This window comes from Thiothrix eikelboomii, from assembly GCF_900167255.1.
GTDB classification, from domain to species: domain Bacteria; phylum Pseudomonadota; class Gammaproteobacteria; order Thiotrichales; family Thiotrichaceae; genus Thiolinea; species Thiolinea eikelboomii.
Genome location: NZ_FUYB01000002.1, coordinates 124,045 through 150,411, shown reverse-complemented (window position 1 = coordinate 150,411; position 26,367 = coordinate 124,045). Strand labels below are relative to the sequence as shown.

The 26,367-nt window shown below is 46.1% G+C and carries 26 protein-coding genes; 17 read left to right on the top strand and 9 right to left on the bottom strand.

All coding sequences use genetic code 11. The features are described 5' to 3' along the window. Positions 1 to 39 precede the first annotated feature (39 nt). Both B5D50_RS02610 and rrtA read right to left on the bottom strand, forming a co-directional pair. Positions 40 to 696, bottom strand: coding sequence for a ComF family protein (locus B5D50_RS02610; RefSeq protein WP_143594224.1), 657 nt, complete (start codon positions 694 to 696; stop codon positions 40 to 42). 12 nt (positions 697 to 708) lie between these two features. Next, the gene (rrtA, locus tag B5D50_RS02605) at positions 709 to 1,197 is read right to left on the bottom strand and encodes a rhombosortase (RefSeq protein ID WP_159448554.1); all 489 of its coding nucleotides are present in this window, start codon (positions 1,195 to 1,197) and stop codon (positions 709 to 711) included. A 188-nt stretch (positions 1,198 to 1,385) separates the two neighbouring features. Between rrtA and gspG the strand changes: the two genes are divergently transcribed. The 12 genes from gspG (at position 1,386) to B5D50_RS20005 (ending at position 14,456) form a co-directional block, all read left to right on the top strand. Continuing rightward, the gene (gene gspG / locus B5D50_RS02600) at positions 1,386 to 1,832 is read left to right on the top strand and encodes a type II secretion system major pseudopilin GspG (RefSeq protein WP_234975774.1); all 447 of its coding nucleotides are present in this window, start codon (positions 1,386 to 1,388) and stop codon (positions 1,830 to 1,832) included. Further along, on the top strand, positions 1,804 to 2,352 hold the full coding sequence (locus B5D50_RS02595; protein WP_159448553.1) for a prepilin-type N-terminal cleavage/methylation domain-containing protein: 549 nt from the start codon (positions 1,804 to 1,806) through the stop codon (positions 2,350 to 2,352). Before gspG ends, B5D50_RS02595 begins: the two co-directional genes overlap by 29 nt. After that, positions 2,336 to 2,737: a type II secretion system protein gene (locus tag B5D50_RS02590; RefSeq protein WP_159448565.1), complete on the top strand. Its 402-nt coding sequence runs from the start codon at positions 2,336 to 2,338 to the stop codon at positions 2,735 to 2,737. Before B5D50_RS02595 ends, B5D50_RS02590 begins: the two co-directional genes overlap by 17 nt. A gap of 146 nt (positions 2,738 to 2,883) precedes the next feature. After that, positions 2,884 to 4,023 carry an efflux RND transporter periplasmic adaptor subunit gene (locus tag B5D50_RS02585; RefSeq protein WP_078921019.1) on the top strand — a complete coding sequence of 380 codons (1,140 nt, stop codon included), beginning with the start codon at positions 2,884 to 2,886 and terminating at the stop codon, positions 4,021 to 4,023. A gap of 50 nt (positions 4,024 to 4,073) precedes the next feature. Continuing rightward, positions 4,074 to 7,886: an efflux RND transporter permease subunit gene (locus B5D50_RS02580; RefSeq protein ID WP_078921018.1), complete on the top strand. Its 3,813-nt coding sequence runs from the start codon at positions 4,074 to 4,076 to the stop codon at positions 7,884 to 7,886. Positions 7,887 to 7,904: 18 nt separating this feature from the next. After that, positions 7,905 to 9,032, top strand: coding sequence for a hypothetical protein (locus B5D50_RS02575; protein ID WP_078921017.1), 1,128 nt, complete (start codon positions 7,905 to 7,907; stop codon positions 9,030 to 9,032). 56 nt (positions 9,033 to 9,088) lie between these two features. After that, complete coding sequence (locus B5D50_RS02570; protein WP_078921016.1) at positions 9,089 to 9,718, top strand: nucleotide-binding protein; 630 nt, start codon at positions 9,089 to 9,091, stop codon at positions 9,716 to 9,718. Between the two features lie 31 nt (positions 9,719 to 9,749). After that, entirely contained in the window at positions 9,750 to 10,454 is a 705-nt protein-coding gene (locus B5D50_RS02565; RefSeq protein WP_078921015.1) for a tetratricopeptide repeat protein, read from the top strand. A 155-nt stretch (positions 10,455 to 10,609) separates the two neighbouring features. Further along, positions 10,610 to 11,362, top strand: a complete 753-nt coding sequence (locus B5D50_RS02560) for a hypothetical protein (RefSeq protein ID WP_078921014.1) — start codon at positions 10,610 to 10,612, stop codon at positions 11,360 to 11,362. Positions 11,363 to 11,395: 33 nt separating this feature from the next. Further along, entirely contained in the window at positions 11,396 to 12,850 is a 1,455-nt protein-coding gene (locus tag B5D50_RS02555) for a dynamin family protein (RefSeq protein ID WP_078921013.1), read from the top strand. Then, a complete protein-coding gene (locus tag B5D50_RS02550; RefSeq protein WP_234975773.1) occupies positions 12,789 to 13,904 on the top strand; it encodes an FAD:protein FMN transferase in 1,116 nt (371 codons plus the stop codon). Before B5D50_RS02555 ends, B5D50_RS02550 begins: the two co-directional genes overlap by 62 nt. Before the next feature lie 15 nt (positions 13,905 to 13,919). Next, on the top strand, positions 13,920 to 14,456 hold the full coding sequence (locus B5D50_RS20005) for an rRNA large subunit pseudouridine synthase E (RefSeq protein WP_143594223.1): 537 nt from the start codon (positions 13,920 to 13,922) through the stop codon (positions 14,454 to 14,456). A gap of 215 nt (positions 14,457 to 14,671) precedes the next feature. Here B5D50_RS20005 and B5D50_RS02545 read toward each other — a convergent pair whose 3' ends face one another. The 6 genes from B5D50_RS02545 to B5D50_RS02525 all read right to left on the bottom strand — a co-directional run bounded on the left by B5D50_RS02545 (position 14,672) and on the right by B5D50_RS02525 (position 19,650). Beyond that, positions 14,672 to 15,331, bottom strand: coding sequence for a YceH family protein (locus B5D50_RS02545; RefSeq protein ID WP_078921012.1), 660 nt, complete (start codon positions 15,329 to 15,331; stop codon positions 14,672 to 14,674). A gap of 144 nt (positions 15,332 to 15,475) precedes the next feature. Next, positions 15,476 to 16,792 carry a DUF3131 domain-containing protein gene (locus B5D50_RS02540; RefSeq protein WP_078921011.1) on the bottom strand — a complete coding sequence of 439 codons (1,317 nt, stop codon included), beginning with the start codon at positions 16,790 to 16,792 and terminating at the stop codon, positions 15,476 to 15,478. Then, a complete protein-coding gene (locus tag B5D50_RS20580; RefSeq protein WP_234975772.1) occupies positions 16,789 to 17,211 on the bottom strand; it encodes a hypothetical protein in 423 nt (140 codons plus the stop codon). Before B5D50_RS20580 ends, B5D50_RS02540 begins: the two co-directional genes overlap by 4 nt. A 34-nt stretch (positions 17,212 to 17,245) precedes the next feature. Then, complete coding sequence (locus B5D50_RS02535; protein ID WP_234975771.1) at positions 17,246 to 18,643, bottom strand: glycosyltransferase family 2 protein; 1,398 nt, start codon at positions 18,641 to 18,643, stop codon at positions 17,246 to 17,248. A gap of 98 nt (positions 18,644 to 18,741) precedes the next feature. Further along, positions 18,742 to 19,173, bottom strand: coding sequence for an ATP-binding protein (locus B5D50_RS02530; protein WP_078921010.1), 432 nt, complete (start codon positions 19,171 to 19,173; stop codon positions 18,742 to 18,744). A gap of 132 nt (positions 19,174 to 19,305) precedes the next feature. Beyond that, complete coding sequence (locus B5D50_RS02525) at positions 19,306 to 19,650, bottom strand: STAS domain-containing protein (RefSeq protein WP_143594222.1); 345 nt, start codon at positions 19,648 to 19,650, stop codon at positions 19,306 to 19,308. A gap of 196 nt (positions 19,651 to 19,846) precedes the next feature. On the opposite strand from B5D50_RS02525, the gene B5D50_RS02520 reads away from it, so the two are divergent. Continuing rightward, positions 19,847 to 20,995 (top strand): FIST signal transduction protein, encoded by a 1,149-nt coding sequence (locus tag B5D50_RS02520; RefSeq protein ID WP_078921008.1) that lies wholly within the window; start codon positions 19,847 to 19,849, stop codon positions 20,993 to 20,995. After that, positions 20,992 to 22,644 carry a response regulator gene (locus B5D50_RS02515; RefSeq protein WP_078921007.1) on the top strand — a complete coding sequence of 551 codons (1,653 nt, stop codon included), beginning with the start codon at positions 20,992 to 20,994 and terminating at the stop codon, positions 22,642 to 22,644. Before B5D50_RS02520 ends, B5D50_RS02515 begins: the two co-directional genes overlap by 4 nt. 88 nt (positions 22,645 to 22,732) lie before the next feature. Here the strand turns inward: B5D50_RS02515 and B5D50_RS02510 are convergent, their stop codons facing one another. Continuing rightward, the gene (locus tag B5D50_RS02510; RefSeq protein WP_078921006.1) at positions 22,733 to 23,929 is read right to left on the bottom strand and encodes a PP2C family protein-serine/threonine phosphatase; all 1,197 of its coding nucleotides are present in this window, start codon (positions 23,927 to 23,929) and stop codon (positions 22,733 to 22,735) included. Between the two features lie 105 nt (positions 23,930 to 24,034). Here B5D50_RS02510 and B5D50_RS02505 point away from each other — a divergent pair, with 105 nt between their 5' ends. Genes B5D50_RS02505 through B5D50_RS02495 form a run of 3 tightly spaced genes read left to right on the top strand, consistent with a single transcriptional unit; the run spans position 24,035 to position 26,356 of the window. Continuing rightward, positions 24,035 to 24,391 (top strand): Hpt domain-containing protein, encoded by a 357-nt coding sequence (locus B5D50_RS02505; protein WP_078921005.1) that lies wholly within the window; start codon positions 24,035 to 24,037, stop codon positions 24,389 to 24,391. A 46-nt stretch (positions 24,392 to 24,437) separates the two neighbouring features. Then, a complete protein-coding gene (locus B5D50_RS02500; protein WP_078921004.1) occupies positions 24,438 to 24,989 on the top strand; it encodes a heme NO-binding domain-containing protein in 552 nt (183 codons plus the stop codon). Between the two features lie 2 nt (positions 24,990 to 24,991). After that, positions 24,992 to 26,356: an ATP-binding protein gene (locus tag B5D50_RS02495; RefSeq protein ID WP_078921003.1), complete on the top strand. Its 1,365-nt coding sequence runs from the start codon at positions 24,992 to 24,994 to the stop codon at positions 26,354 to 26,356. The last annotated feature ends 11 nt before the right edge of the window (positions 26,357 to 26,367 follow it).

Below are 26,367 nucleotides of genomic sequence, written 5' to 3'. Positions count from 1 at the left end.
AAAAAGCTAATAGGTTCTTATACTAGAGGATTTGGTGCTTCAGGTCATTGTTGTTTGTGCACAACACCAAATCTGGACTTTTTCCACGCCATGATCAATCAAGATCGCCTCTAGTTCTGCGCAAGTAGCCCCGGTAGTGACTACATCATCAAAAATCGCAATATGTTTATATTTAATGGGGCGAATCAATTGAAAAGCTTGGTCTAGATTATGTTGCCGCGCAAGAGCTGCCAACTTTTTCTGCTCATCGGTATGGCGTTGGCGGCGGATTTCTGTCAGTAGGATAGGTAGGCCGAGTTTGTTTGCTAACGGGCGGACTAATTCCAGCGATTGATTGAAGCCGCGTTGCCTTAAGCGTTTAGGATGCAAGGGGACCGGTAAGATCGCTTCCGGCAGGTCTTGAATCATTGCAGGGAAGTAGTGTGCCAGTAGCTTAGCGAGGAGCTGTAATTTATCCAGATAAGAACTATTTTTGCCTTCCAAAATCAGCTGTTTAATGGGCGATTCATAGGTAAAAGCACTGATTAAAGGCGTCGGGGCGAGGTTTGCAGGTTCAAGCTTCCAAGGTAAAGTTTGATAGCAAAGCGTGCATAGCAGCAACTGAGTGGGAGTGAGTACTGTGTCGCATAACGGGCAGCGTTGGGGGTGGACTAGTCTGGCTATTATTTGCGCGCTGTGGCTGAGGTTTTGTAGCATAGGTTGGTTTAATTATTTTAATTTTAAGTGTTTATATAAAATCGGCACGCTCAGGATACAGCCTATCAATAAACCATAGCCATGAGCGGTCAGTATAACGGGCGCACCTATTAACTGTGCGCTAGACAGCACCTGACTATTATAACTGTCCCAAGCGAATTTTAAGCTAAGCACACTGATCAACGCTAAGCCTAGCCCACGTTCAGGTTGGACGCTCAGTTGAATACCGCCCCTCAGGAGTAAACCATATAGCACCCCTGAAAAGCCTAAATACCACTGCAGATGCGTTTGCAAACTGAGCAACAGTCCACTGATGCCGAAGGCTAGAACTAAAATATACCAACTCAGCTGTTTAAGGCTAAATAACGAGCCACATAGCTTAAGAAAAAGCCACCAACCCGCTAGATTTAACCCTAAATGCGTCAGATTCAGATGCACGCAATGAGCTGTGAAAAGACGCCATAACTCACCTTGCAGAATCAAATGGCGCTCATACCGCAAGCTCGTGGATAAGCCGTGTAAAGTGATCCATAGCAGGCTAAAGCTTAAGCCATAGAGCAGGATGGGTGTTGGTAGGTTTAATCTATTGGTAATGTGCTTAAGTGTCGGTTGGTTACAATGTTAGAGTATTATGCCATGATTACGCCGTTTTTGAATTTGAAGGTTTGATAGAAGGTTTGATTAGTCGAATGAATAAGCACAAACAGATGACTCGTCGTCATGCCTCCATGACAGGCTATACCCTGATGGAGTTACTCATTGTTATCACGATTATTGGGGTGCTCTTGGGTATAGCGGTTGTTAATTTAAGAGGTACACCCGATGAGGCAAGAATTGCCTCCTCTCAGCAAGAAATTCGGACGATGGAATTGGCTTTAGATATGTACCGGATGCATAACGCTAGTTACCCGACTAGTGAGCAAGGTTTAAAAGCCTTAGTGGAGAAGCCCGCCGAAGCACGCAAATGGCAACAAGGGGGCTATTTAAAAGCAAAAACAGTCCCAACGGATCCGTGGGGTAATCCTTATAAATATTTAAATCCGGGTACTCATGGTGGTGAGATTGATATTTATAGCCTAGGCCCTGATGGTCGTGAAAATACCCAAGATGATATTGGCAACTGGGAAAAACAATAATCCCATGTGCGCTCAAGGCCAGCGGGGTTTTACGCTTGTAGAGTTACTGATCGTCTTGGTGGTGATGGCGGTGCTGGTCTCGATTGTGTCCTTATCGTTTCGCAGTTTCGAAGCAGACCCCGTTGAGCTAGCACTCGAACGTCTACGTTTTGATGTGAATGTGCTCAGCAATGAAGCCATTGTGCGTTCTGAGCCGCTGGCTTTAGGTTTTACTGAGACGGGCTATCATTTTTTTAAGCTGGATGAGAAAAATAAATGGGTGGAAATTGAAAATGATAGCCTATTTAAAGCGCGGCGCTTTGATGATAAAAACTTAAAACCCCAAGTTTTGATTGAACAAGAACCCGTGAGTCTAGCTGTTGATATGCCTGATGAACCGCAAGTATTCGTCGAACCTACGGGTGAATTAACACCTTTCGTCTATGAGCTTGCTGTGGGTAAAGGTGATCCACAGCGAGTGCAGTTTGATGCTTTCGGCCAAGTCATCGAGCCGATTTCTGACGATGATGCACAGAGCTAAACCGACCTCCTCTCAAGCAGGCTTTAGTTTGGTTGAAGTCATGTTTGCTTTATTTATCATTGTTTTAGTGATTAGTATTGCTAGCCAAGTCGCTGCCAATGGTGCACGTAATGCGCAATTATTAAAAGAATCTACCTTGGCACGTTGGGTGGGTTTAAATCAACTCGATCTTTATCAGATGGCAGTAGATAATAATAGCCTCGAACCTGCTAGTGAAGGTGAGGAAGTGATGGGCAATATTGCGTGGCGTTGGGTTCGTGAAACTAAGCCGTCTAGCTCAGATATTTTAGTCGAGGTAAGGGTTTCAGTTTTTCATGGCGAGCAGGCGAGCGATAGTGAACCCGTGGCAGTCGTCAAAGGTTATGTCCGTCCGCCTACGCCGTAGGCTGGGTTTGGCTTTTAAAAAATGCTAGCTATATCCCTATTAGTGTAGTGCTGTGTTTTCACTAGAATTAGCCTCCCTTAAAAGATATAGTTCAGCCAGCTAAAGTGGGATGTTATCCACCCACGATTATTGAGGAAGAGTTATTCATGAGAAGAGGAAATTGCGCAGCACGCCCAGTTTTAGTGTTTCTTTCAGTCGTGTTGAGCCTAAATTCAGTACAAGCCGCCGAAATAGTCGCTGTTGAAACCTCAAGCTCTCGCGTTCAGACAGTGCTAGGCAGTTCTGTTATCCCCTATAAAGAAGTCACTTTAGCGGCTCAAGTACCTGGTGTACTCAAGTATTTTGCTGGTGAAGTCGGTAGTGCTTATCAGCAAGGTGCGGTATTGACTCAGGTTGATGAGTCTCAATTAGCCGCCAAGCGTAATGCAGTACTCGCTCAAATTCAAAACGCTCAATCCATGTTACAAAGTGCGGAAGCCCAATATCAACGAGAAGTGGTGTCACCACGTAGTCGTGATGTGGGTGCCATGCCGGGCTTTGGGATGCCTGCGATGATGGACAATTTCATCACTCGCCCGATGGCTGATATGATGATGAATAATTATGACTCAGATATGGGGCGTTATTCGGATTTAGTCACCAGTGCCTCTGGCGTGTCGCAAGCGCGAGGTTCTTTGCAGCAGGCTTATTCCCAACTCCAAGAAATTGATGCCACTTTACAAAATGCGAAGGGCATAGCGCCATTTGAAGGTGTCATTCTGCAAAAAATGGTCGAAGTTGGGGATACCGTTCAAGTCGGTCAGCCACTACTGCGTTATGGTTTTGTTAAGTACAAACGCTTGCAAGCGGATGTGCCGGCTAGCTTGATGTCGCAGGTCAGTATAGGGATGGTTGTTCCAGCCAAAATTAATGGTGCTGCTGAAACGATGGCTAAAGTCTCGCAAATTTATCCAGTGGCGGATGCTGAACAACATACGGTGACGGTAAAGTTTGATTTGCCTGTTGATGTAGTTGCCGCTCCGGGGATGTATGCGGAAATTTATTTATCCAATTCACAAGCCAATGAAGAACCCGTCGTGTTGGTCCCCCGCACGGCTTTGCTGAGTGGCCGCAGTTTACCGAGTGTCTTGGCCGTGGAAAATGGTAGTTCTTCCTTACGCTTAGTGCGCCTAGGTGCTGATTATGGCAACAAGGTGGAAGTAATTTCGGGCTTAAAGCCGGGCATGAAGATTATTGATAATCCGCCTCCCCGTGCGGTTTCTGGTTGGATGCCGGATACTCAGTAGTTACGACAACAGTTGTAATACCTTCACTTTTTCGTATTGGTAAATAGCGCATGAATGATTCATCTCAGCCTAAGCAAACTCACGCTCATCGTTTAGGGCTTGCCGGTCAAACCGCTAAAATTTTTATCAATTCTCCCCTCTCTTTATTGCTACTACTCGCTTTTTTAGCGGTAGGAGCTTTAGGGCTGATGATTACGCCGCGCCAAGAAGATCCACAAATCTCCGTGCCGATGGTGGATATTTTTGTCAAATATCCGGGGGCTTCTTCACGTGAAGTGGAGGCGATTATTGCTCGCCCACTTGAAGCAATTATGTCGGAAATTACTGGCGTGGATCACGTGTATTCGGCTTCGATGCGTGGTGAAGCCGTCGTGACTGTACAGTTTAAGGTTGGGGAAGAACTAGAGTCTTCGCTGGTTAAGTTATACGACAAACTCAGCTCCAACCGAGATGCGATGCCACAAGGCGTGACTGAGCCTTTAGTTAAGCCTAAGGGGGTCGATGATGTGCCTGTGGTGACGGTAACGCTGTGGTCAAATGAAGTCGATGATGCTTCTTTACGTTTAGTCGGTTTAGAGGTCTTACAAGAGTTGCGTGGGGTAGCTAATACCAGTCAAAGCTTTATTGTGGAAGGTCGGCGTGAGGAGTTGCAAGTTGAGATTTTGCCTGAGCGCTTGGCTACTTTCGGTGTTTCATTAGAGCAGATTGCACGCACTATCCAAATGGCAAATGCGGAGCAGAATACGGGCTTTGTAGAACCCAATCAAAATATTTATAAAATTTATAGCGGTTCATTTTTAACCTCAGCTCAAGATATTAAAAATTTGATGATCACCGTGGTGAATGGTCGACCTGTTTATGTGCGCGATGTGGCCGAAGTCAAAGAAGGTCCTAGTGATGCAGCGCATATGGTGGGCTATTACACGGGAGTAGCCGCTAGAGTGGACGAACAAGCGTCTAATGCAGCGGCAGTTACTTTGGCCATTGCTAAAAAGCATCGTACTAATGGTGTGGAAGTTTCTGAGGCTATTCTAAAAAAGCTTGAGGGGCTGAAAGGGCAGATTATTCCTGACAATGTACATGTAGAAATTACTCGTGACTATGGGGCGACTGCCAAAGCTAAAGTGAATGAGCTGCTTAAAAAGCTGTTCATTGCTACTATGATTGTCACTGTATTGGTCTGGTTAGCTTTAGGTTGGCGTGCGGGCTTAGTGGTCTTAATTGTCATTCCAGCTGTCATTACTACCACCGTATTTGCAGCTTGGATGCTGAATATGACGATTGATCGGGTCAGCTTATTCGCGCTGATTTTCTCGATTGGTATTTTAGTCGATGATGCGATTGTGGTTGTCGAAAATATTTATCGGCGTTGGTTATTGGTCGGTCAACAAGGCTTAGCGATTGCTGTTGATGCTGTGCGTGAAGTGGGGAATCCCACGATTTTAGCAACCGCCACGGTGATTGCAGCCTTATTGCCGATGGGCTTCGTCAGCGGGATGATGGGGCCTTATATGATGCCTATCCCCGTTTTAGGCTCGGTGGCTATGATCATTTCACTATTCGCGGCCTTTGCTTTTACGCCGTGGTTGACTAATTTATTTAAGCCTAGCCTTGCCAAGCTGCATGCCGATGCAGAAAAAGAACATAAACAAGCTGAGCGGATTGAGTCTTTATTTCGGCGTTTAATTTTGCCCTTAGTCGATAGTAAATTTAAAGGCTATTTATTTCTATTGAGCATTATTTTGATTTTCTTTGCACTAATGACTTTGTTTTATCCACTGAAGGCTGTTCCGGTGAAAATGCTGCCTTTAGATAATAAGCCAGAGTTTAATGTGGTGGTGAATATGCCAGAAGGTACTGCTTTGCCAGTGACGGCTAATTTAATCCATCAATTAGCGACAGAAATGCAAAAATTGCCTGAAGTGACCGCTGTACAAACGTATGCAGGTACTGCCTCACCGTTTAATTTTAATGGTTTAGTCCGTCATTATTATTTGCGCCAGCAGGCTTGGCAGGGTGATATTCAAGTTCAGCTGTTGGATAAAAAAGCACGGGTGCGGACGAGTCACCAAATTGCCGTACAAGCGCGTGAAATTTTAACACCGTTGGCGCAAGCAGCGGGGGCGACTGTGCAAGTGGTGGAAATGCCACCAGGACCACCGGTATTACAAACGGTTGTCGCCGAAATTTATCATCAAGATCCAACGATTCGGCGGCAGATGGCGGCGGATATGACTAAGTTCTTCCAACAAGCGGAGAATTTAGGCGATGTCGATAATATGCTAGAGCATGATTACGAAAATCTACGCTTTGTGATTGATACGGATAAAGCTCAACGCAATGGTATTACCATTGAAGATGTCAATCGCGCTCTGAGCCTGTCGATGGGCGGCTTTGTTTTAGGTGATGTGAAGAAAAATGCCTTAATTGATCCGACGCATATTGTCATGCAAGTGCCGCTGAGCTCACGTTCGCAACTCATGAGCTTAGTCCAATTACCGGTTACCAATGCGCAAGGTAAGTCGGTGGCTTTATCTGAATTGGGTAGCTTTGTGCGTGAGGCTCAAGATAAGCCGATTTATCATAAAGATTTGAATCCAGTCGAGTTTGTGACTGCCGAGGGTGTCGGTCGTTTAGCAGCACCCGTTTATGGGCAGAAGGAAGTTGAAGGCTTGCTGATGGCGGCGAATGATGGCAAGGGTTATGTCGCACCGGATGGTTCAGTGATCGAGGGTGGTTATTGGTTCAGATCACCGAGTCATTTAGAGTTAAAATCGTCTTTTGTGTGGGCAGGAGAGTGGACAGTTACCTTTGAAACTTTCCGCGATATGGGAATTGCCTTTGCAGCCGCCTTAGTTTTGATCTATATGTTAATCGTGGCGCAGTTTGGTAATTTTATTTTACCGGCCATTATTATGGCTCCGATTCCTTTAACCTTAATTGGTATTTTGCCGGGGCATTGGATGATGGGGGCTGAATTTACTGCAACCTCCATGATTGGCTTTATTGCTTTGGCAGGAATTATTGTGCGTAATTCAATTTTATTAGTGGATTTCGCCCGTGATGCGGTAGTTAATCAAGGGTTAAGCCCACGCGAAGCCGTGATTCGCTCTTGTGAGGCGCGGACTCGACCTATTTTAATTACGGCTTTAGCCTTATTGGGCGGGTCAATGGTGATATTATCAGATCCAATTTTCCAAGGGATGGCGGTATCGTTAATTTTTGGTGGAGCGGTTTCGACTTTATTGACTTTATTAGTAATTCCCTTAGGTTGTATCAGTGCGGGTGCATCCTTAGGTTTAGCGTCTAAAGAGACTGACTCTAACGATGGTGAACCAAGCCCTAGCCCAACGACCCCTAGTTCAACTACTAGTAAGCAGGGGTCGAGTACCTTTTTTAGTGCAGTAAAAGCACTGATCGTTTTTCCATTCATCTATCTCTTTGCAGTTATTAGAAGTATAAAGGATGGCTTGGTTGATGCAGGTAAAGCAGTTTTACGCTGGCGAAAGAAGCGCCAATCTGTTAAAACAACGCACCGAATAGATAATGCTGCTCGACAAGCACCTGCAGATTCGGGCAGGATGCTAAAGCCTGAGCCTGAGCCTGAGCCTGAGCCTGAGCCTGAGCCTGAGCCTGAGCCTGAGCCTGAGCCTGAGCCTGAGCCTGAGCCTGAGCCTGAGCCTGAGCCTGCTAAGCCTAAAACTGTACGTAAGCCCCGTAAAAAGGCAGTTAATACAGAGCTAGTATTACCAGAATCAGAGCCATCACTTCAGGTAGAGCCGGAAACAAGTGAGAATAATGAATCGGCAGGATCTGCCAAACCTGCTAAGCGCAGAGGCATCAAGCTGAAAAAAGATATTTAAATTTTAAGGAGTTCTTTAATGAAGATGCTTAATAAAAATCTAGTTGCGTTGGCTATCGCGACAGCTTTGGCTTCTGGTGCAGTTTTAGCTGCAGATTTGCCTTTACCACCTCCAGGACCATTTGCTGGCTCTGCAGAAGCGACGGGTGCTACTGTTACTACCACGACTGCTACTACTTCATCGACCGAGACGGGTGCAGTAGCGAGTAATCCGGCTGCGGATATGCCAGCAGCGCCTCCAGGACCATTCACTGCGCCAGCGTCTGAAACAGGTATTACTGTAAAGCAAGGTGTACCAACTGCTCCAGCCGCACCAGAGCAAGCGGCACAAGCGCCTGTTCCACCTGCAGCACCAGAACAAGCGGCACAAGCCCCCGTCCAACCTGCAGCACCAGAGCAAGCGGCACAAGCGCCTACTCAACCTGCAGCTCCAGTAGCACCAGAACAAGCGGCGCAAGCCCCCGTCCAACCTGCAGCTCCAGTAGCACCAGAGCAAGCGGCACAAGCCCCCGTCCAACCTGCAGCACCAGAACAAGCGGCACAAGCCCCTACCCAACCTGCAGCGCCTACAGTTGCAGTTGGGTCTACTCAACTAGAGATGCCAGAGATCTTAGCCGCTCCAACGGATGGGGCTGAGACACCCACTGAAGCACCCGCTCAAGGACAATTGGCTCAAATGCAATTGCAAATGCCTGCTATGCCTGAGCAGCCTGTTGCTGCTGAAGCCACTCCGGGACCAGGGCCTGCGCCCCAAGCTCCTGAGGGTATGCCTCCTGAGCAAATCGCTCAAGTCCCTGCACAAGCGCTGATGCCGAATCCGACTAATATGCAGGCAGGTATGCCACCGCAGCTAGGGATGATGCATCGTCCGATGGGGCAAATGATGCCAATGTATCCTATGCAGATGCCGTATCAACAGCCTTATCCACAACAAATGCCTACACAGTATTGGTATATTATTCCAGTGATGCCACAAACTAACGCTATGCCGATGATGCCACAAGCGATGCCGCCGATGTATGGGATGCCAGCAGGTCGGTCACCGATGCCAATGCAGCGTATGCAAGGCGGACAAGGTGGTGGGCGTATGCATCATCAGCCTCAAATTGCACCTGCTCAGCCACAACAATCGGCTCCGGCTCAATAATAGGAGCTAGCAAGCTAGCGCGGGCATGGTTAGCTTGTAATAGGTGAATAGCGGGCATGATTACATTAATTGGTAATTTGAAGGGTGGAACGGGTAAAAGTACGGTCACTTTTAACCTCGCGCTATGGGCAGCAACACGCCAAAATCTTCATGTGTTGGTGTATGATCTTGACCCACAAAGCACGACCTCCGATGCCTTTGATATTCGTGCTGAGGAAGGTTATTTGCCACAGATTAAACCAGAGCGTTATGCCGAAGGTTTAGGTATGGAGGGGCAGAATACGCATGTTTTGGTGGATATGGGTTTATCGGATATGCAGGCTACACAGGTGGCTATTCAACGTGCAGATCATATTTTGATTCCCGTTTCACCTAGCCAAGCTGACGTATGGTCAACCCAACGTTTTTTAAAAATGATTGCAGAGATTCGTGAGCAGCGACCCGTTAAATTATTGGCTCTGCTGAATCGTGCAGATACCCATGCCTCTGTGCGTGAAACCACAGAAGCGGCTGAGGCCCTGAAGACGTTAGACGGGCTGCAGTTATTAGATTCACGTCTTTATTTAAGAACAACGTATCGCCGCTCTTTTAGTGAGGGTTTAGCGGTATTTGAAATGGAACCGCGTTCTAAGGCTTCTGCTGAGATAGATGCTTTGGGGCGGGAGCTTTACCACCTTATTAATTAACCGTATTCGGGGTTTGGAATAGGAGATATCCATGAAAGCTTTCCGTTGGCTATTAGTACATCCCATAGCGTTTGCTTGGATACTGGCCGCTATTGCTATTGTTTTAAATTGGATTGTGGGCAGCGGTGCGCCACCCAAGAAGGAACATCAGGCTAAAGCAGGCCAGCATGAAGTACAGGCACAGCAAGAGCCTGCAGGTCATGAAGCAGTGGCTGCCAATCAAGCAGCTGCAGGTCATGAAGCAGCTTCTACCACGGCACAAGCCGCCGCTGCTTTGCCAGCTGCTGATGCCAGTGCTACTCAACAACAGGCCGCTGCTGAGCAAGCAGCAGCTACAGGTTCAGTTTCTGTGACTGAGCAAGTGGCAGCGGGTGCAGCCCCTGCAGAAGCTGCAACGGCTACTGCTAATCAGGCTGCTGGCCAAGCAGTGAACGAAAACTCGAGTGCAGAAGACCTATTACTAGCAGCACGTGAAGCTTATTGGAGTGGCGAGTATGATCGCTCAGTCAGCTTCTATCAGTCTTTATTAAAGAAAGACAATCAGCCAGACTATAAAGGCGAATTGGCGAATGTTTACTGGAAGCAAGGTAAAAGTACTGAAGCAGTGAGTTTGTATGTGGAAATTGCGCCTTGGCTTGCAGAGCAAGGTCGGGTGGCTGAATTGCAAAGCATTAAAGTTTATGCGGATGTCGTTGATCCCACTAAAGCTGCCGAAATTGGTGCTGCCATAAAATAATAAAACTGAGTCGTGGCAGGTCAATAGGCAGGCCACGCTCCCTTAATCCACCAAAGATAAAAAGGCAGGCTGCAACTGTTTTGTAGCCTAATGTTTTATGGTTGGGGATCTCCAGCGAGTTGGAGCTCCTTTACAAACCCACAGGAGCATCCTACATGTCGACTCAATCTAATGTGTCTTTAGATGAAGTTAATTCAGAGTTAAAAAGTGTCGAGCACGAATTAACTGATGTTGAGCAGGACTTACGCCAGTTTGAGTCACGGCAGTCTAATGCAACGACGGTTCTAAAATTTTTGGTTTATCCTTCATTAGTTGCCTTCGTCATTTTGGCAGGCTATGGTTTTTATTTAATCCAGCGTTTGACCAGTGATGTGAATCGTCTAGCAGAGACGATTGTGCAATTAAGTGCTTCAGTCAATAGCAGTATGCTGAGTATTTCTAGCAGTATGACCATCATGTCAGGGCAGATGGGCAGTATTGTTAATTCCACCAATGCGATGTCTAGCAATATGCATGCGATGAATAATAGCACTCAGCAGATGTCGAATGATGTGACACAAATGAATGCTTCTACTCAGCACATGGCAGCATCAGCTTATAATATGCAGCATGATATGTGGAGTATGAATCGGAGTATTTCTAAGCCTATGCGCTTGTTTAACAGCTTTATGCCTTTTGGTGGTGGGAATGACAGTCCTCCACCGATGTCCTTACCGACTACACCGCTAGTACCTTATTATCCTAGTCCGTATTATAATGCCGGTTGGCCTTATCAGGGGCAGCAAGGGCTTGCACCGACCCTACCGCAAACTCAACCTGCTACCCCGGTAAATCAACAGTCTAAACAACCTACCAGTCCTCAAGGAGGCGGTCGTTCACAGCTGAATGCATCATCAGCTGCAACTTAGGTAGGTTGGCATTATTAAATAAAGGATCGTCGCATGACCCCTGATAAACGCATGGAACAACGCCTTAATCTGCTGCAAGAGCATTTAAAGCGGGAAAATCCCACAATGGTGGATGTGGTTGGCAAATACCGTGAACTCGATGTAGTTGCCAAAAAAATCGGCTTATTAGCAGCGGGTGAGTCCTATGCAACGCGGATTTCTTGGTGGCCCTTGATTTCAATTCTGGGGACATTTTCAGCGGGCAAGTCGAGTTTTATTAATACCTATCTCGGCCTAGAATTGCAACGCACCGGTAATCAAGCCGTGGATGATCGTTTCACGGTCATCACTTATAGCCCTGATGGAACCCAGCGTACTTTACCCGGCTTGGCTTTGGATGGTGATCCACGTTTTCCTTTTTATCAAATTGGTGAGGAAATTGAAGCAGTCAGTGCGGGTGAAGGCTCACGGATTGATAACTATCTGCAAATGAAAGCCGCACCTAGCGAAAAGCTGCGTGGGCGAATTTTAATTGACTCGCCCGGATTCGATGCGGATGCACAGCGCAAGGCGATTTTGCGGTTGACGGATCATATTATTGAGTTATCGGATCTGGTGTTGGTCTTTTTCGATGCTCGCCACCCTGAGCCGGGGGCCATGCAGGATACTTTAGAGCATTTAGTGCGTGGTACTCAGCGTCGGAATGATAATTCTAAATTCCTGTTTATCCTCAACCAAATTGATACCTCGGCACGAGAAGATAATTTAGAAGATATTGTCGCCTCTTGGCAGAAAGCGTTGGTGCAAAGTGGTCTATCGGCAGGCAGCTTTCATATTCTGTTTAATGATCGCCTCGCAGTACCCGTTGCGGATGAAGCGGTTTGGGCGCGCTATGTTGCTAAGCGGGATGCTGATTATGTTCGCATTATGGAACGGATTGATGGTGTTAATGTTGAACGGGTTTATCGGATTATTGGTAATTTAGAGTCGACCAGTAATCAGATTGAGCAACAAGCTGTACCGCGTTTGCGTACCCTGTTACAACGTTGGCGGCGTGATACGTTAATTTGGGATGGCATCGCTCTGGCGGCTTTAGCGGTGGGCGGAATTGCTTTAAGTGTTTGGCTGGGCTGGTGGCAAGGGTTGAATTTTAACCCTGATTGGTTGCCAGACGTACAAGCCAGCCCCGTGTTATCCGTGCTTGCTATTGTCTTGCCATTGATGATTTTATTGGTGATTCATTTCCTGATTCGTAGCAAAGTCCGGCATTATCTAGCTAAACCACTCAGTGCAGAAGAACCTTATGGAAATTTGCAGGCTGCTTTCCAGAAAAGTACGGGTTGGTTTCGTTCTATTTTCCAAAGCAAACCCGCCGGTTGGGGTAGTTTGAATCGCCGTCGGTTGGATAATATTCGTCATTCAGTGGATCGTTTAGTCCAACGTCTGAATGACCGTTTTACCAATCCGTCAGGGCGTGAAGCCGTTACGACACCAGTTAAACAGCGTTAATCGTATGCTCGGCTTAAAAAAAATAACTCTGCTGCCAGCTTGGATGTTGGTTTTAAGCTTGGCAGTTTGGTTGGTAGCCTGTAGTTCTAACCAGCAAGACTCGCTGCGTTTACAAGGCGAGAGTATGGGGACTACTTGGCATATTACTCTAGTACCTCCGCCAAATAGCCCGCATCAGGCTAAAGAACTTCGGGCTAGCGTTGAGCAGATTTTAGAGCGCATTGATGAGCAAATGTCTAATTGGCGTCAAGATTCAGAAATCTCGCGTTTTAATCAGGCACAGTCAACGGAATGGTTTCCAGTTTCCTCGGATTTAGTCAAACTCGTGCAAACTGCCCAGCAAGTGAGTCAGTTGAGTGAAGGGGTCTATGATATAACCGTTGGGCCGTTGGTGAATCTTTGGGGGTTTGGGAGTCAGGCAAAGACCAACACTAAGCCTCCAAGTGAAGCAGAGATTAAGCTTGCCCTAGCCAAAGTAGGTTATGAAAAACTCTTAACTCAAGAAAATCCGCCTGCTTTGCGTAAGACGCAAGCCGATCTTTATGTGGATCTAGCTTCGATTGCACCCGGTTATGCAGTGGATTTATTGGCTGAGTATTTCGAACAGCAGGGGATTAAACAGTATATGGTCGAAGTCGGTGGCGAGGTACGTACTTTAGGCTCAAGCCCCCGAGGAGATGCTTGGCGCATCGGGATTGAAAAACCGGTTGATTCAGTCCGTAGTGTGCAGCAGGGTATGCATTTAGTGGATGCAGGGCTGTCGACTTCGGGGGATTATCGTGATTTTTTTATCGAAAGCGGTAAGCGCTATTCGCATACCCTTGATACCAAGACGGGGCAGACGGTCAGTCATAGTTTAGCCTCAGTTTCAGTGGTTGCAGATACGGCCAGTTTAGCAGATGCCTATTCAACCATGCTGATGGCAATGGGTGAGCTGAAAGGTAAGGTTTTTGCTGATCAACATCAGCTCAAGGCGTTTTTTATCTGGCGGACTGATCAGGGGTTTGAAACTTATGCCACAGCAGGGTTTCAGCCTTTATTATCCAAACCCTGATGTTAGGCCTAGCCGATGTCTGAAGTGATTTTATTTAACAAACCTTATGATGTGCTGTGCCAATTCACTGCTGAAGTGGGTCGACTAACACTGGCTGATTTTATTCCAGTTCCTAAGTTTTATGCGGCAGGACGTTTGGATCGAGATAGTGAAGGTTTATTGGTTCTGACCAATGATGGGCGCTTGCAACAGCGCATTGCCGACCCTAAGCATAAAACCTTTAAGACTTATTGGGTACAGGTAGAAGGCGAGCCAACCCCAGAAGCTTTGCAGGCTTTAGCGACGGGTGTGCAACTCAATGATGGTTGGACTTTGCCTGCTCAGGTGCAACTAATCCCTGAGCCAGCGAATTTATGGCCGCGTCAGCCACCGATTCGTGTTAGAAAATCTATTCCAGTCAGTTGGTTAGAGTTAAAAATTCGTGAAGGCCGGAATCGCCAAGTACGACGTATGACCGCAGCGGTAGGCTTTCCGACCTTAAGATTGATTCGTTATCAGATTGGGATGTGGACGCTGGACGGCTTAGCATGTGGGCAATGGCGCTATGCTTGATGTCCAGCGCTTTAGCGAGTTTGCAATAAACCCAGAGAAATTAAAAAGCGCTCGCAACGGTATATGATTGGAGGAGAGGAGGAGTCATCTACCTATTAAGCTGCGAGCGCCGACAAACTGTTTTGCACTTCAGTAAAACCGTGCTATGAAATCTATATTAGTCAATATTGTTGCAATGCACAAGTGATGAAATTTATCCTGCTGGGTTAGTTTAACTAACCATTGGTCACAAGTTCTTCAAGCTGGTTAATTCGTTGCTCTAATTCGTCCAGACGTTTAACTAATAGCTCAACGTGTGAAGGCTGAAGCTCAGGCGTCTCTTGTGATCGAGCTGCGTTGGCTTCAGCCTGTAGTAGCTCGAAAGTTTCCCTACCCAAAGTATGATAATAACGCTCCTCTCGCTGGCCTGCTTGAGGAGGTAATTTCATGACTAAAGGGGGTTCAGCACTCAGCCACGTTTCAAGTATAGTGCGGATTTGTTCAGTTTGTGTGAACTCTGCCATGCGTTCAGTGCGTAATTTTAATTCATTCAGGGTTTGTGGGCGACGTAGCATCAATACGGCTAAAACGGCCTGCTGCTGGGGTGTTAAATTTAATTGACGTTGCACTTTATGCTCAACTCGTTGAGCACGCCCGCTGTTTTGCATGACGATCCAGCCAAATTCAATCAAGCTACGAGCAATATGCCCCACTTCACCTTCTTTTAAATTCATGATTGGCTCGCGGCTGGTTTTTTGGTTGCAAGCTAACATCAGTGAATTGATGGTCAGAGGATAATTCGTCGGTGTCGTTAATTGTTTTTCCATCAGACTCCCTAAGATGCGAATTTCTTCAGCACTAAAAGGGGGCTTGTTGCTTTCATCTAGTGTTTGCATCGTGGCTGAACCTTGAGTTGTTATAGATAGGCTAAGACTAGTATAAGTATAGATTTTAAGCAAAATCTGGAACAGCATAGCTCCAGTTTGCTATGGAGTTTTGATAAAGCGATAACACGCCTCAGCTTAGGTCATCAACTCGAATTAATGACTTAATTTCATAAGCTTGCCCGTTTGTTTATAGGCCAAAGCTTCTAAAATAATACCATTGGTATTTGCCGTAATCGCCTTATTCGGTTGGCCACTTACCTCATACAGGCCAGAATACCAGCCGCGTTCTGGATCAGCTAGACTCGCCGCTTTTTTCATCAGTCGGTGGGTATAATCAGTCTCATAGAGTAGATGCCAACCAAAAGCTGCTTTGGTACTTAAAGTTTTGAATTGACTGGCATCTTCACCCTTTTCAGTAATTGCATTCCATGCTTTGCCACTGGTAAATACCGTGTTGTAGACGAAGTAAGGCGCTTGATCAATATTATCTTCAGAGACTGCTGTTAGGATGCCGGTAGTGGTAGCACGTTTTTCTTGGGCTTTATACACCCGCCAAGCTAATTCTTGAGAAATATGATCCCAACCAAATTCGATACCATCAAGAATATAAGGTTCGCTGACCACATAGTTATGCGCACCATACTGTTGTGGGTCACGGCTATCAGTAGCAATCTGAATCCCCTCAATGTCGACAAATTTGAGAAAGTCGGTATAGCGCAGTGAATTAGAAACATCCAGCCCCATCAGATTAAAGGATTTGGCGGCATATTCTTCATAGCCCAACCGTCCTTCTTGCACATACTGGGTTTCACCTTGGTCGGTGACGACTGCACCATAGAGCACACCATCTACTAGCAGGGGTTGAGTATTCCAGCTGGCGATCAGTTGTTTCACTGCGGCGGTATGTTGTGGGTAATTCCATGCGAGCACATTGAACGGTACTAGAATGCGCCCAATATCAATCGCAGACCAACCGATACCTTTTTCACTGGGCTGATTGGTATAGTCAACCATTTGCAGGGAAAGAGTGTTATAGGATTTATTGGGTAATTTGCCTTCAAATAAGGGGAGTTTTGCTAAAGTCTCGAGGGTTTTAGCAATACGGCTATCAAATTCAATCGAGTCAATCAAACCTAGACGCTGTGCCGCAATCACTGCCATCAGATAAGACGAGGTATCCCACAAGGTTGATGCATTATAATTATCAACCGAGTTGACTAAACCTGTATCAGCAATGGTATTGTTCTGAAAATACTTCCATGCAATTTTTGCCCAGGCTAATTCTTCTGCGGTGAGCGGGCGCGTAGGGGCAATTTTCACCTCCTGACTGGCGGTCACTATCGCTTCAGGGGTTGCAGCATTGCCCATGCTGATCCCCTCTAACCAGCCGACTAGCCCAAAGGCGGTCACTAATCCGGTCAGAAAAATGATATGGCTGCGGGCGCGAACCAAGCCTTGTTTGAAACTCATGCGATCACCTCGTTATTCTTATAAGCGGCGGTTGCCTGCTCTTCCTCAGCAAGGTCGGTTGCTTCCGGTTGCCAGAAGGCGGCCAGTACAATCCCGCTGAGTGCGAAAATATTATTCAATCCCCAAAAGATATTGACCAAAATTCCGCCCAGCGAATAGTCCTGATTATGGAGTATAAAATACTGGATGGAGGCATAGAGTACGCCGCATACAGTCAAGACTATCACGGCAAACTGTGGCCAGATCAAATGGAAAAAATTGCCTTCTTGCCGATCTTTAGGGGTGACTGGAAATTTGATTTTTTCACCTTTCAACACTGTCCAAATCGCCCGCAAATTAACGGGGAAAAAGGATAAATAGCTGGCTTTAGAGCGATAGCCAGCAATGCCCCAAGTCCCGACCATAAAAGCTAACTCCATGAAAATCAGAAAGGGCAGGATATGCTTGAAAAAATCACCAGTGTAAGCGCTGACAGGGGCGATCCCCGCAAATAAATACACCAACGGTGCAAGCAGAAAAATTAGATTCCAGATGCCACCGAAATAAGACCAAATAGTCGCTCCATACATCAAGCGTTGTGACCAACTCTAAGGGATTATCATGCAGGGCAATATCGAGCGTACCTCCTGCATATTTAAAGCGTTGTACCGTCCAGCTCAGCAAATCTTGTGGGGAGAGCATTTTCGACTCTACGGCTGGGTGCAGTACTGATTTCCAGTGACGATCTTGATCCGCATGCAGCACAATTGAAGTATAAATATCTTCAGAAACATGGAAACGATACGGTGTGAATTCTTCTTCACTGGCGACTTGATGCCGCATTTCCTGTACTAAATTACTATCGAGTGCTTCACCTCCCATCAGTTTTTGCAATTGTTTGGATTGTTTGCCGACCTGTTTTTCAATGGTATCGGCATAACATTTGAGAGCTGCTTCCATGACTGCTTCACGGCGATGGATTGAGCCAGCCCCACAGCAAAATGAGGCATTGGCCCAATTGCGCCGACGTTGAATCACGTCATAAAACATTTTAGGTTCATTGACAAAAGGGTCTTCACCTACGCGCACTTCGCCGATCACCGCTTCCACGCCCTTGCCAAGCCAGCGCCCCGGTGTTTTTAAATAGCGACCAAGAAAATCCGGCAAGCGTTTACCTTCGGGTAAATCAAAAAACCATTGTGGAGTTTGTACCCATGCCACTTCAGGATCACGAAAATAGCCTAAGGTATGTTCGAGGATAGTGGGAAAAGGGCGGGTGTCGGCATCACAAATCACAATGAAATCACCGTGAGTTTGTTCCATCGCATTGCGTAGATTACCGGCTTTAAAGCCGATATTGCTGCTACGTGTGAGATAACCAACCCCTTCTTGTTCAGCCACTTGTTGCATTTCTGGACGTTTGCCATCGTCGAGGACAAAGATCTTCAGTTCAATCGGGAAGGGATAGGTGATTTTTTTTGCATCAAGGATACTCAGGCGAACTAATTCCACGTCCTCATTGTAGCTAGGAAAAAAAACATCGACCTTGATAGGGCGATCTTCCGCATGATCAGGGTTGACCACCTCGCGAACATTAGCAGGAGGCGGTTGTTGTGGATAATCCTCTAGTTTCCATAAATTGAAGATGAACAAGCCAAGTCCAAAATAGGAGGCTGTTTCGGCGACGACTAGCGGAATCGCATACCAGAGGGCATCAGGATTGAGTGAGGCCGTCCATCGCCACCACAAATACCATGCACCGAGTGTCATGGCGATAACAGCGAGAAATTGCCAGATCCCTTCCGTCACTGCCGAATAGACTAGCGGCGGCTCAGGTTGACGAGTTTCAAATTTGTCGAAATAGAATCCCATAGCAGTGTTCTTATTGTTGTGATTAGAGGGTAAAACGCAATTTTTTAATGATTCTAATTATTCTAATGATGCTACTGAGTGATGGGCGCTTAATGGCCTTAAACTAAATGTTTACTAACATGCAAATGGTTACCCCGTGCATCGCGGATATAACGGATTGAGTCGGCCAGTAAATGGATCAATCCCATACCCCAACCGCCTTCAGGTAAGTCCTCAGGATTAGGCATGACGCGGACTTCAGTATGCAACTGGTCCGGCATGGCTTGGCCATGATCAGAAATAATCAGATGGACTTCTTGTGGGCTGTATTCGACACGTACATGCACCTCATTGCCAGACTCTAATTGGTAGGCATGTTCGATCACATTATTAACCGCCTCGACCATGATGAGTTCGAGTTGCCCTAGCTTATCGTCGGTGAGTTGTAGTTCTTGACCAATCCCGCGTAAAGCCCCCGATAAGACGCGAACTTGTTCAAGGCGGCTGTCGATGGACAGGCGGATGTTATATTCTTGGTAATTAGTGTCCATCACGTACCCTATTTTTTTTATTTTTGTCTTTTTTTGATGTGAGTTGATGCCAGTATGCTTGGCTGGCGATTCGCAGTATGCTGTTCATCAGGGCCCTCTCCTGATTGATGCAAGAGTTTATTTGAGTAGCTACTAAGCAGTAGCCAAGCTAGCACCTAGGGCAGTATCCACATCAACTGCCATCCGAAATACGCGATCCATGCGAGTCAGTTTAAATAGATCTGCCACAATGCCTCTGGCTCCGGTAATGATCAGATCACCTCGGTTACCTAACATTTTCAACAGACTAACCAGTGCTCCAAGACTGCTGCTGTCCATGAAAGTGACGGCACTAATATCTAAGATAATACAATTATGTCCCTCATTGATGAGTTGGGCGATAGAGTGTTTGAGTTGGGGAGCGATCGTAGCATCCATTCGAGTATCCAAAATGGTAGCAATGGTGAATCTGCCCTGAGTTTGGGTTGAAACTTGCATTTTTATTATCCTAATTGGTTGCAGCGTATTGAAACTTATCATTTTAATTAATATTGATAGTTTACACTTGTTAGCCCGTCAGCAGCAATAGTTGAATTAGTCTCAGAGCAGGTTTAATAAAACTTTCTTATAATAAACGGCTTGGGTAGAATGTACTCAATGACGATTATAAAAATAAACATACAGGATTTTATCCATGTCTGCCAAGCCACTCTGTGTCGAATTATTTGTTGAAACCAGCGGAACCTGTGAGGGACTGTTTGTTTTGTTTGAGCGTGCGCTCGCAAGCGGTGCACAAAGTTTGCTAGTGCTAGCCGCCGATGCAAATGGTTTTACGCCAGCACAACTAGATGCATCTTTGCAGGCTTTACCCCTTCCGGTGTTTGGTGGCATTTTTCCAGAAATTATTGCACATGGACAAAACCTAAAGCGGGGGAGTTTGGTCTGTGCTTTACCCGTTAAGGCACAAGTCCATTGGATCGAGCATTTATCTAGCCCTGAGTATGATTATTTTCCAGAAGTAGTGGCTCTAGAAGCACAGATTCCGAAGGGTGCAAGCTTAGTGACTCTAGTGGATGGTTTGAGCAAGCGCATTACCAGTTTATTAGAAAATCTCTATGAAGTCTTCGGCAGTCGCTATCGTTACTTAGGCGGGGGAGCGGGTTCATTGAGTTTTGTCCAGCAACCTTGTCTGATCAGTAATCAGGGGTTGAGGATGGATTGTGCTCAGATCACTGCTTTACCGTTATCGGTTAGCCTGAGTATTGAGCATGGTTGGCATAAGTTTGCCGGCCCCTTTATTGTGACGGGCGCTTATGACAATACGATGACTACCCTTAACTATAAACCGGCGTTTGAAGTCTATCGAGAGGTCGTTGAGGAGGATAGTGGTCAGAAGTTTGGAGTCAATAATTTCTTTGATTTAGCCAAGGCTTATCCCTTTGGCTTGGATCGTATTTCTGGGGATGTCGTGGTGCGCGATCCATTATTTCGTCAGGGCAAGGCGTTGGTTTGTGTGGGGGATGTGCCGATTAATCACATTATTTATATTCTCAAGGGTGATGTTGATCATCTACTAGAGGCTTCACGACGCTGTGTACAAATCATTCCGGCAGATAAGTTACCCTTGATGGCTTTGTTATTTGATTGCATTAGTCGAGCTTTATTTTTACAAGAGCGTTTTGCTGAGGAGATTAATACGATCCATCAGGCCTTACCCTGCGGTGTTCCCTTAGTAGGTGGCTTATCTTTGGGCGAAATCGCGGATGGAGGCAACACGTGTTTGGAGCTTTTTAATAAAACTTTAGTGCTCGGTATCCTCTCACCGATCGAGCAAATACCATGAAAATGACACTAGAGATTGTTTCCGTTCAATATGCTTTGGCGTTATTAATCGGACAGGATCTGGATTTACGTACCATGCTGCGTAAATTTCTAATCCCAGCTCTAAAATTGCTGAATGGGCGTAGTGGTTATATTTGGCTGCATAATGGCCTTGTGCCTGAGGATATTGCGACGACGGTGCCGAATCCTTGTTACGGTTATCCTTTATTGCAGGGCAGTTTAGAGCAGGAGTTACCCTTATTAGCCGCTGAGCTAAGGCGGGTGGCGACTCAAGCTTGGCAGGTTAAGAAGCCGGGAGAGATCCATGTGCTTGCTGGTGTTACCTATCATTTCATGCCTGTCGGGGGAAATGGTCTGTTAGTGCTAGTGCGTGATCCACCTTTATCAGATGCTTATTTATTGGCTTTGGGTTTGATTTTGAAACGCCTAGAAACAGCGTGCTTAGCCTGTCAGCAACATGCTCATCTAGAAGAGGTGAAGGCGGAGGCTCTGCGAGCTAAGGCGGCTGCGGAAACTGCGAATAAAGCTAAAAGTGAGTTTTTAGCGATGATTAGCCATGAAATTCGGACACCGATGAATGGCATTATCGGTCTGACTGACTTGATGTTATACAGCGAAGTTTCTGCTGTGCAAGGCGAATATTTGCAGATGATCAAGTCTTCGTCGAATGCTTTGCTCGATATTATCAATGAAATTCTCGATTTTTCGCGGATTGATTCAGGGGCTTTAGTCCTCAATCCTGTCAGTTTTTCAATCCGTGCTTTATTGCATGATACATGTTTGCCTTTGCAGGTCAGAGCGCAGCAAAAACAGTTGGCTTTTCGCTGGGAGTTGGCGGCGGATATACCGGATTTACTGATTGGTGATCCTGGGCGTTTACGGCAGATTATGATTAATTTGATCGGTAATGCCATCAAGTTTACCGAGCAAGGTGAGGTCGTTGTTACGATCAGTTTGCAAAGCGATGCACCCGCAGAGCAGGTCTATTTATTATTTGCAGTCCGTGATACGGGGATTGGGATTCCGATAGAAAAGCAAGCGAGTATTTTCCAGCCTTTCCAGCAAGCCGATAGCTCCATCACTCGTGCTTATGGTGGCACCGGTTTGGGCTTGACGATTTCTTCACGCTTGGTGGGTATGATGGGGGGGCAACTCCAGGTCGAAAGTGATCTGGGGCAGGGGAGTATTTTCTATTTTAGTCTGCTACTGACCACAGCTAAGCAAGCCTTGCCGATGACTACAGTAGCCAATATTAATTTGTCGCCAGCAAGTTGTGCTTTAAAGATTCTTTTGGCCGATGATAATGCAGTTAACCGCCTGTTGGCACGGCGCTTATTGAATAAAGCAGGTCATCAAGTGATCCTTGTTGAAAATGGACGAGAGGCTTTAGAGGCCTGGGAAATTGAGCAACCTGATGTGATTCTGATGGATGTGCAAATGCCTGTGATGGATGGTTTAGAGGCAACGCAGCTGATTCGTGGGCTAGAGCAGCAAAAGCAGTTTCATCCTACCCCGATTATCGCCCTAACTGCTAATGCGATGGAACGTGATCGGGAGCTATGTCTAGCTGCAGGTATGGATGATTTCCTAAGTAAACCGTTTCAGATTCAGGCTTTGCTGGATGTTGTCCAGCGGGTTTGCCCTAGATAAAACGGACTATATGACAGGCCTACACTCACTATTCTATTTTAAATAAGCATTTAGTTTTAAATCAAAATTTAAGTTTAAAAAAACGAGTTTAGTTTAGATCAATCATTAATAAAGAAATATCATCAGGGCGCAATATCGCTGCTTGATCTAAGCCTAGGGCATGACGCAAAGTTTCAATCGCTTGACTGACAGGCTGCTGAGTGACAGCGGTTAAGCTTTGGATTAAAAAGCTGGGGTCTAGAGGATTAGCCTCGGCAGTAGGTAATTCTAGTAAGCCATCAGAATAGAGCATAAAGCGACTCCCACTTGGGAAAGCTAGGCTAATGGTTTCATAGTCTACATCAGGCACTAAGCCAATCGGAAAACCGGTACAGTCAATTTGTGTCCAGCCTTGATGGGGGCGATATAACAAGGGCTGTGGATGACCCGCTTGTACAAAATGTAGATATTCTTGCTGAGTATCCATAATGCCCAAAATCATGGTTAGATAATGATCATGGGTATCTAAATGCTCATGGAGATGCTGGTTTAATTTTGCGGCCAGTTGCGCGGGGATACTCGCAATGTGGAGGTGATTAGGTTGATCTAAGCAATGCAGTTGACTGGTCGCACTTAATAAAGCTTGCAAACACATCGACAATAAAGCAGCAGCAATCCCATGCCCAGAAACATCAATCGAATAAAAGAAGAATAAATCATCATTGATGGGAAAATAGTTAAAAGTATCCCCGCCAACATATTGTGCAGGTTGAAAAAACCAATCGAGTTGAATGCGCCCGAATTGTTTCTGATGAGGTAAAATACCGGTTTGCAAAGCAGCAGCACGTTTGAGATCACTTTCAATCAAAGTTTGAGCGGCTGAGAGGGATTGATTGATACTGGCTAGATGGCGATTTTTGTCCTCTAAACTCTGTTCTAAATTCAAAATTCGTTGTGCAGCACGTAAGCGGACGGCTAGTTCCTCACGCACAATCGGTTTGATGGCAAAATCATCTGCTCCAGCATCTATGCCCTGCAATAAGCTATGTTTACCGGACATCCCGGTCAGAAGGATGATGTAGACATAATGGGGCAAGTTAGCTGCACGGATGGTACGGCATAAGGTTGGGCCATCCATGAGGGGCATGATCCAGTCACTAATAACGAGCTGGAAATGATGTTGCTGGATGAGTTCCCACGCTGTTTGCCCATTATCGGCTAACACGACCTGATGCCCCATCAGCGTCAAAATGCGGCGCAAGATCAATTGCATATCTTTAGCGTCATCTACCACAAGGATATTCATATTCAATCTATTATTTTTATATTATAGTTAACTTGTTTTATCGCTACATGCTAGCATTAGGTCTTATCCAAAATATATAAATATAAGCTCAGCGTAACTAATAATATGACAAGCACAACTTCCGTCATTGATAAACAAGTTTATAACGAATTGCAGGACATCATGGCCGAGGGTTTTACCGAGTTGGTCGAGGTGTTTCGTGCGGATACTGTTTCGGCTTTGAGCCGGTTAGAGCATTGTGTTGCTCAAGCGGATGCTATCCAAGTTGGTTGTATTTGCCACAAACTCAAATCCAGTAGCAAGTTAATTGGTGCCTTCAAAATGGCTGAATGGGCGAGTCTGTTGGAAACCTACAAGGACGATCATAATCAAGCACGTGCGCAAGGGCATTTGCAAGCCTTACTTGCCGAATACGCCCAAGTTAAAGCGTGGCTAGATGCTGATCAGCCGAGCATGGTTTGACGATTTATCCATAATTTCAATCACCTGCTTTGTAGCGGAGGGACACATGAAAGGTCTAGTCTTTATCGAGTTTCTGGAAATGGTCGAGAGTGAATTTTCAGCAGAGATGGTGGATGATATTATCGACGAATCTGACTTGGCTTCAGGTGGTGCCTATACCTCAGTCGGTACTTATCCGCATGCTGAAATGTTAGCCTTGGTGGCTAATTTATCCAGTAAAACTCATTTACCTGTCCCCACGCTAATAAAAGTTTTTGGGCAACATTTGTTCGGTCGCTTTGTAGAGTTATATCCGGGCTTTTTCCAAAGTACGCAGCATGCCTTTGATTTTCTAGAGTCGATTGAGAATTATATTCATGTCGAAGTCCGTAAGCTCTATCCTGATGCGGAGTTACCGCGTTTTGCAACGAGTCGAAGTGCAGATGATAATAAATTGATCATGATTTATTACTCCCAACATCCCTTTGCTTCTTTAGCGGAAGGTTTGATTGAAGGTTGCTTGAGGTATTTTAATGAGCCGACTCAGCTAGAAATCATCGACCGCTCCCAAGGTAAAGGCAATCACGTCGAATTTCATATTACGCGCTTGGTCAGCTAATCATGAGCGCGGAGCTAGAGCTAATCGCACGCTTGGAAAAACGCTTGGAGCGTGAGCATAATGCCCGCCAACAGGCTGAGCAATTATTGGAAAGCAAGAGTCTAGAGTTATATCAAGCTAACCAAGAGCTACGTGCTCAAGCGGACTCGCTAGAACAAACGATTGCTGAGCGTACCCAAGAACTGGTTGAGGCACGTGATCAAGCTTTAGCCGCGAGTCGGGCTAAAAGTGCCTTTCTGGCTGCGATGAGTCATGAAATTCGTACTCCGATGAACGGTATCATTGGGATGACAACTCTATTGCAGCATACGGCCTTACAAGCCGAACAGCGGGTGCAGGTGGAAACTATTTTGCAATCTGCCCAAGCTTTATTGGGGATTATCAATGATATTTTAGATATTTCGCGCTTAGAGGCGGGCAAATTAGAACTTTTAGAAGAACCTTTTTGTATTAACGATATTTTGCCTAATGTAATCGCTACCATGCGCACGATTGCTGAGCAAAAGCAATTGCGGTTGGTGCTTGAACTAGCAGCTGGGATACCCATGAAGCTTTGGGGCGATCCTTTACGCTTGCGGCAGGTATTACTCAATCTGCTTAGCAATGCCATTAAATTCACCACGGAAGGGCAAATTAGTATCAGAGTGCTGCAGGGCGAGTCTGGGATGTTACGTTTTGAGGTTCAAGATACCGGTTTGGGAATCTCTGCGGAAAAACAAGCCAAACTTTTCCATGCTTTTAGCCAAATTAGTCGCTACGACCAACATAATCACGGTGGTACCGGTTTAGGCTTAGCCATTAGTCGCAAGTTAGTGCAGTTAATGGGGGGCAGTATTGGCGTAGACAGTCAGGAGGGACACGGAAGCACTTTTTGGTTTCAGATTCCCACCAGAGCGGAAGATAGCCACTGTGCTAGCGAGTCTACCGCTGACTTAGTGACCCAAACTAAGCCTACCTCAGTCTGGCAGGCTAGCGACCCGTCATTCAGTACGGAGAATGCACCCCATATTCTGGTGGTTGAAGATCACAAAATTAATCAGATGGTCGCAAAAGGCATGTTACTGAAGCTAGGTTATCGGGTCACTGTGGTCGATGATGGTTTTCAGGCTTTGGAACATTTACGTACCGGCGATTTTGCTTTGGTCTTGATGGATATTCAGATGCCGGGCATGAGTGGGGTTGAAACGACTAAGCGGGTACGGGCAGAACTGCCAGAGCAACAGCTCCCGATTATTGCCTTGACCGCTAATGCGATGAAAGGTGACGAGCAAGAGTATTTAGCAGCGGGCATGAATGCCTGTTTGACCAAGCCTATCCAAATGCAGACCTTAGCATTGACACTTCAGGCCTGGTGTCCGGTCCAATAGCTGAAGCGCTA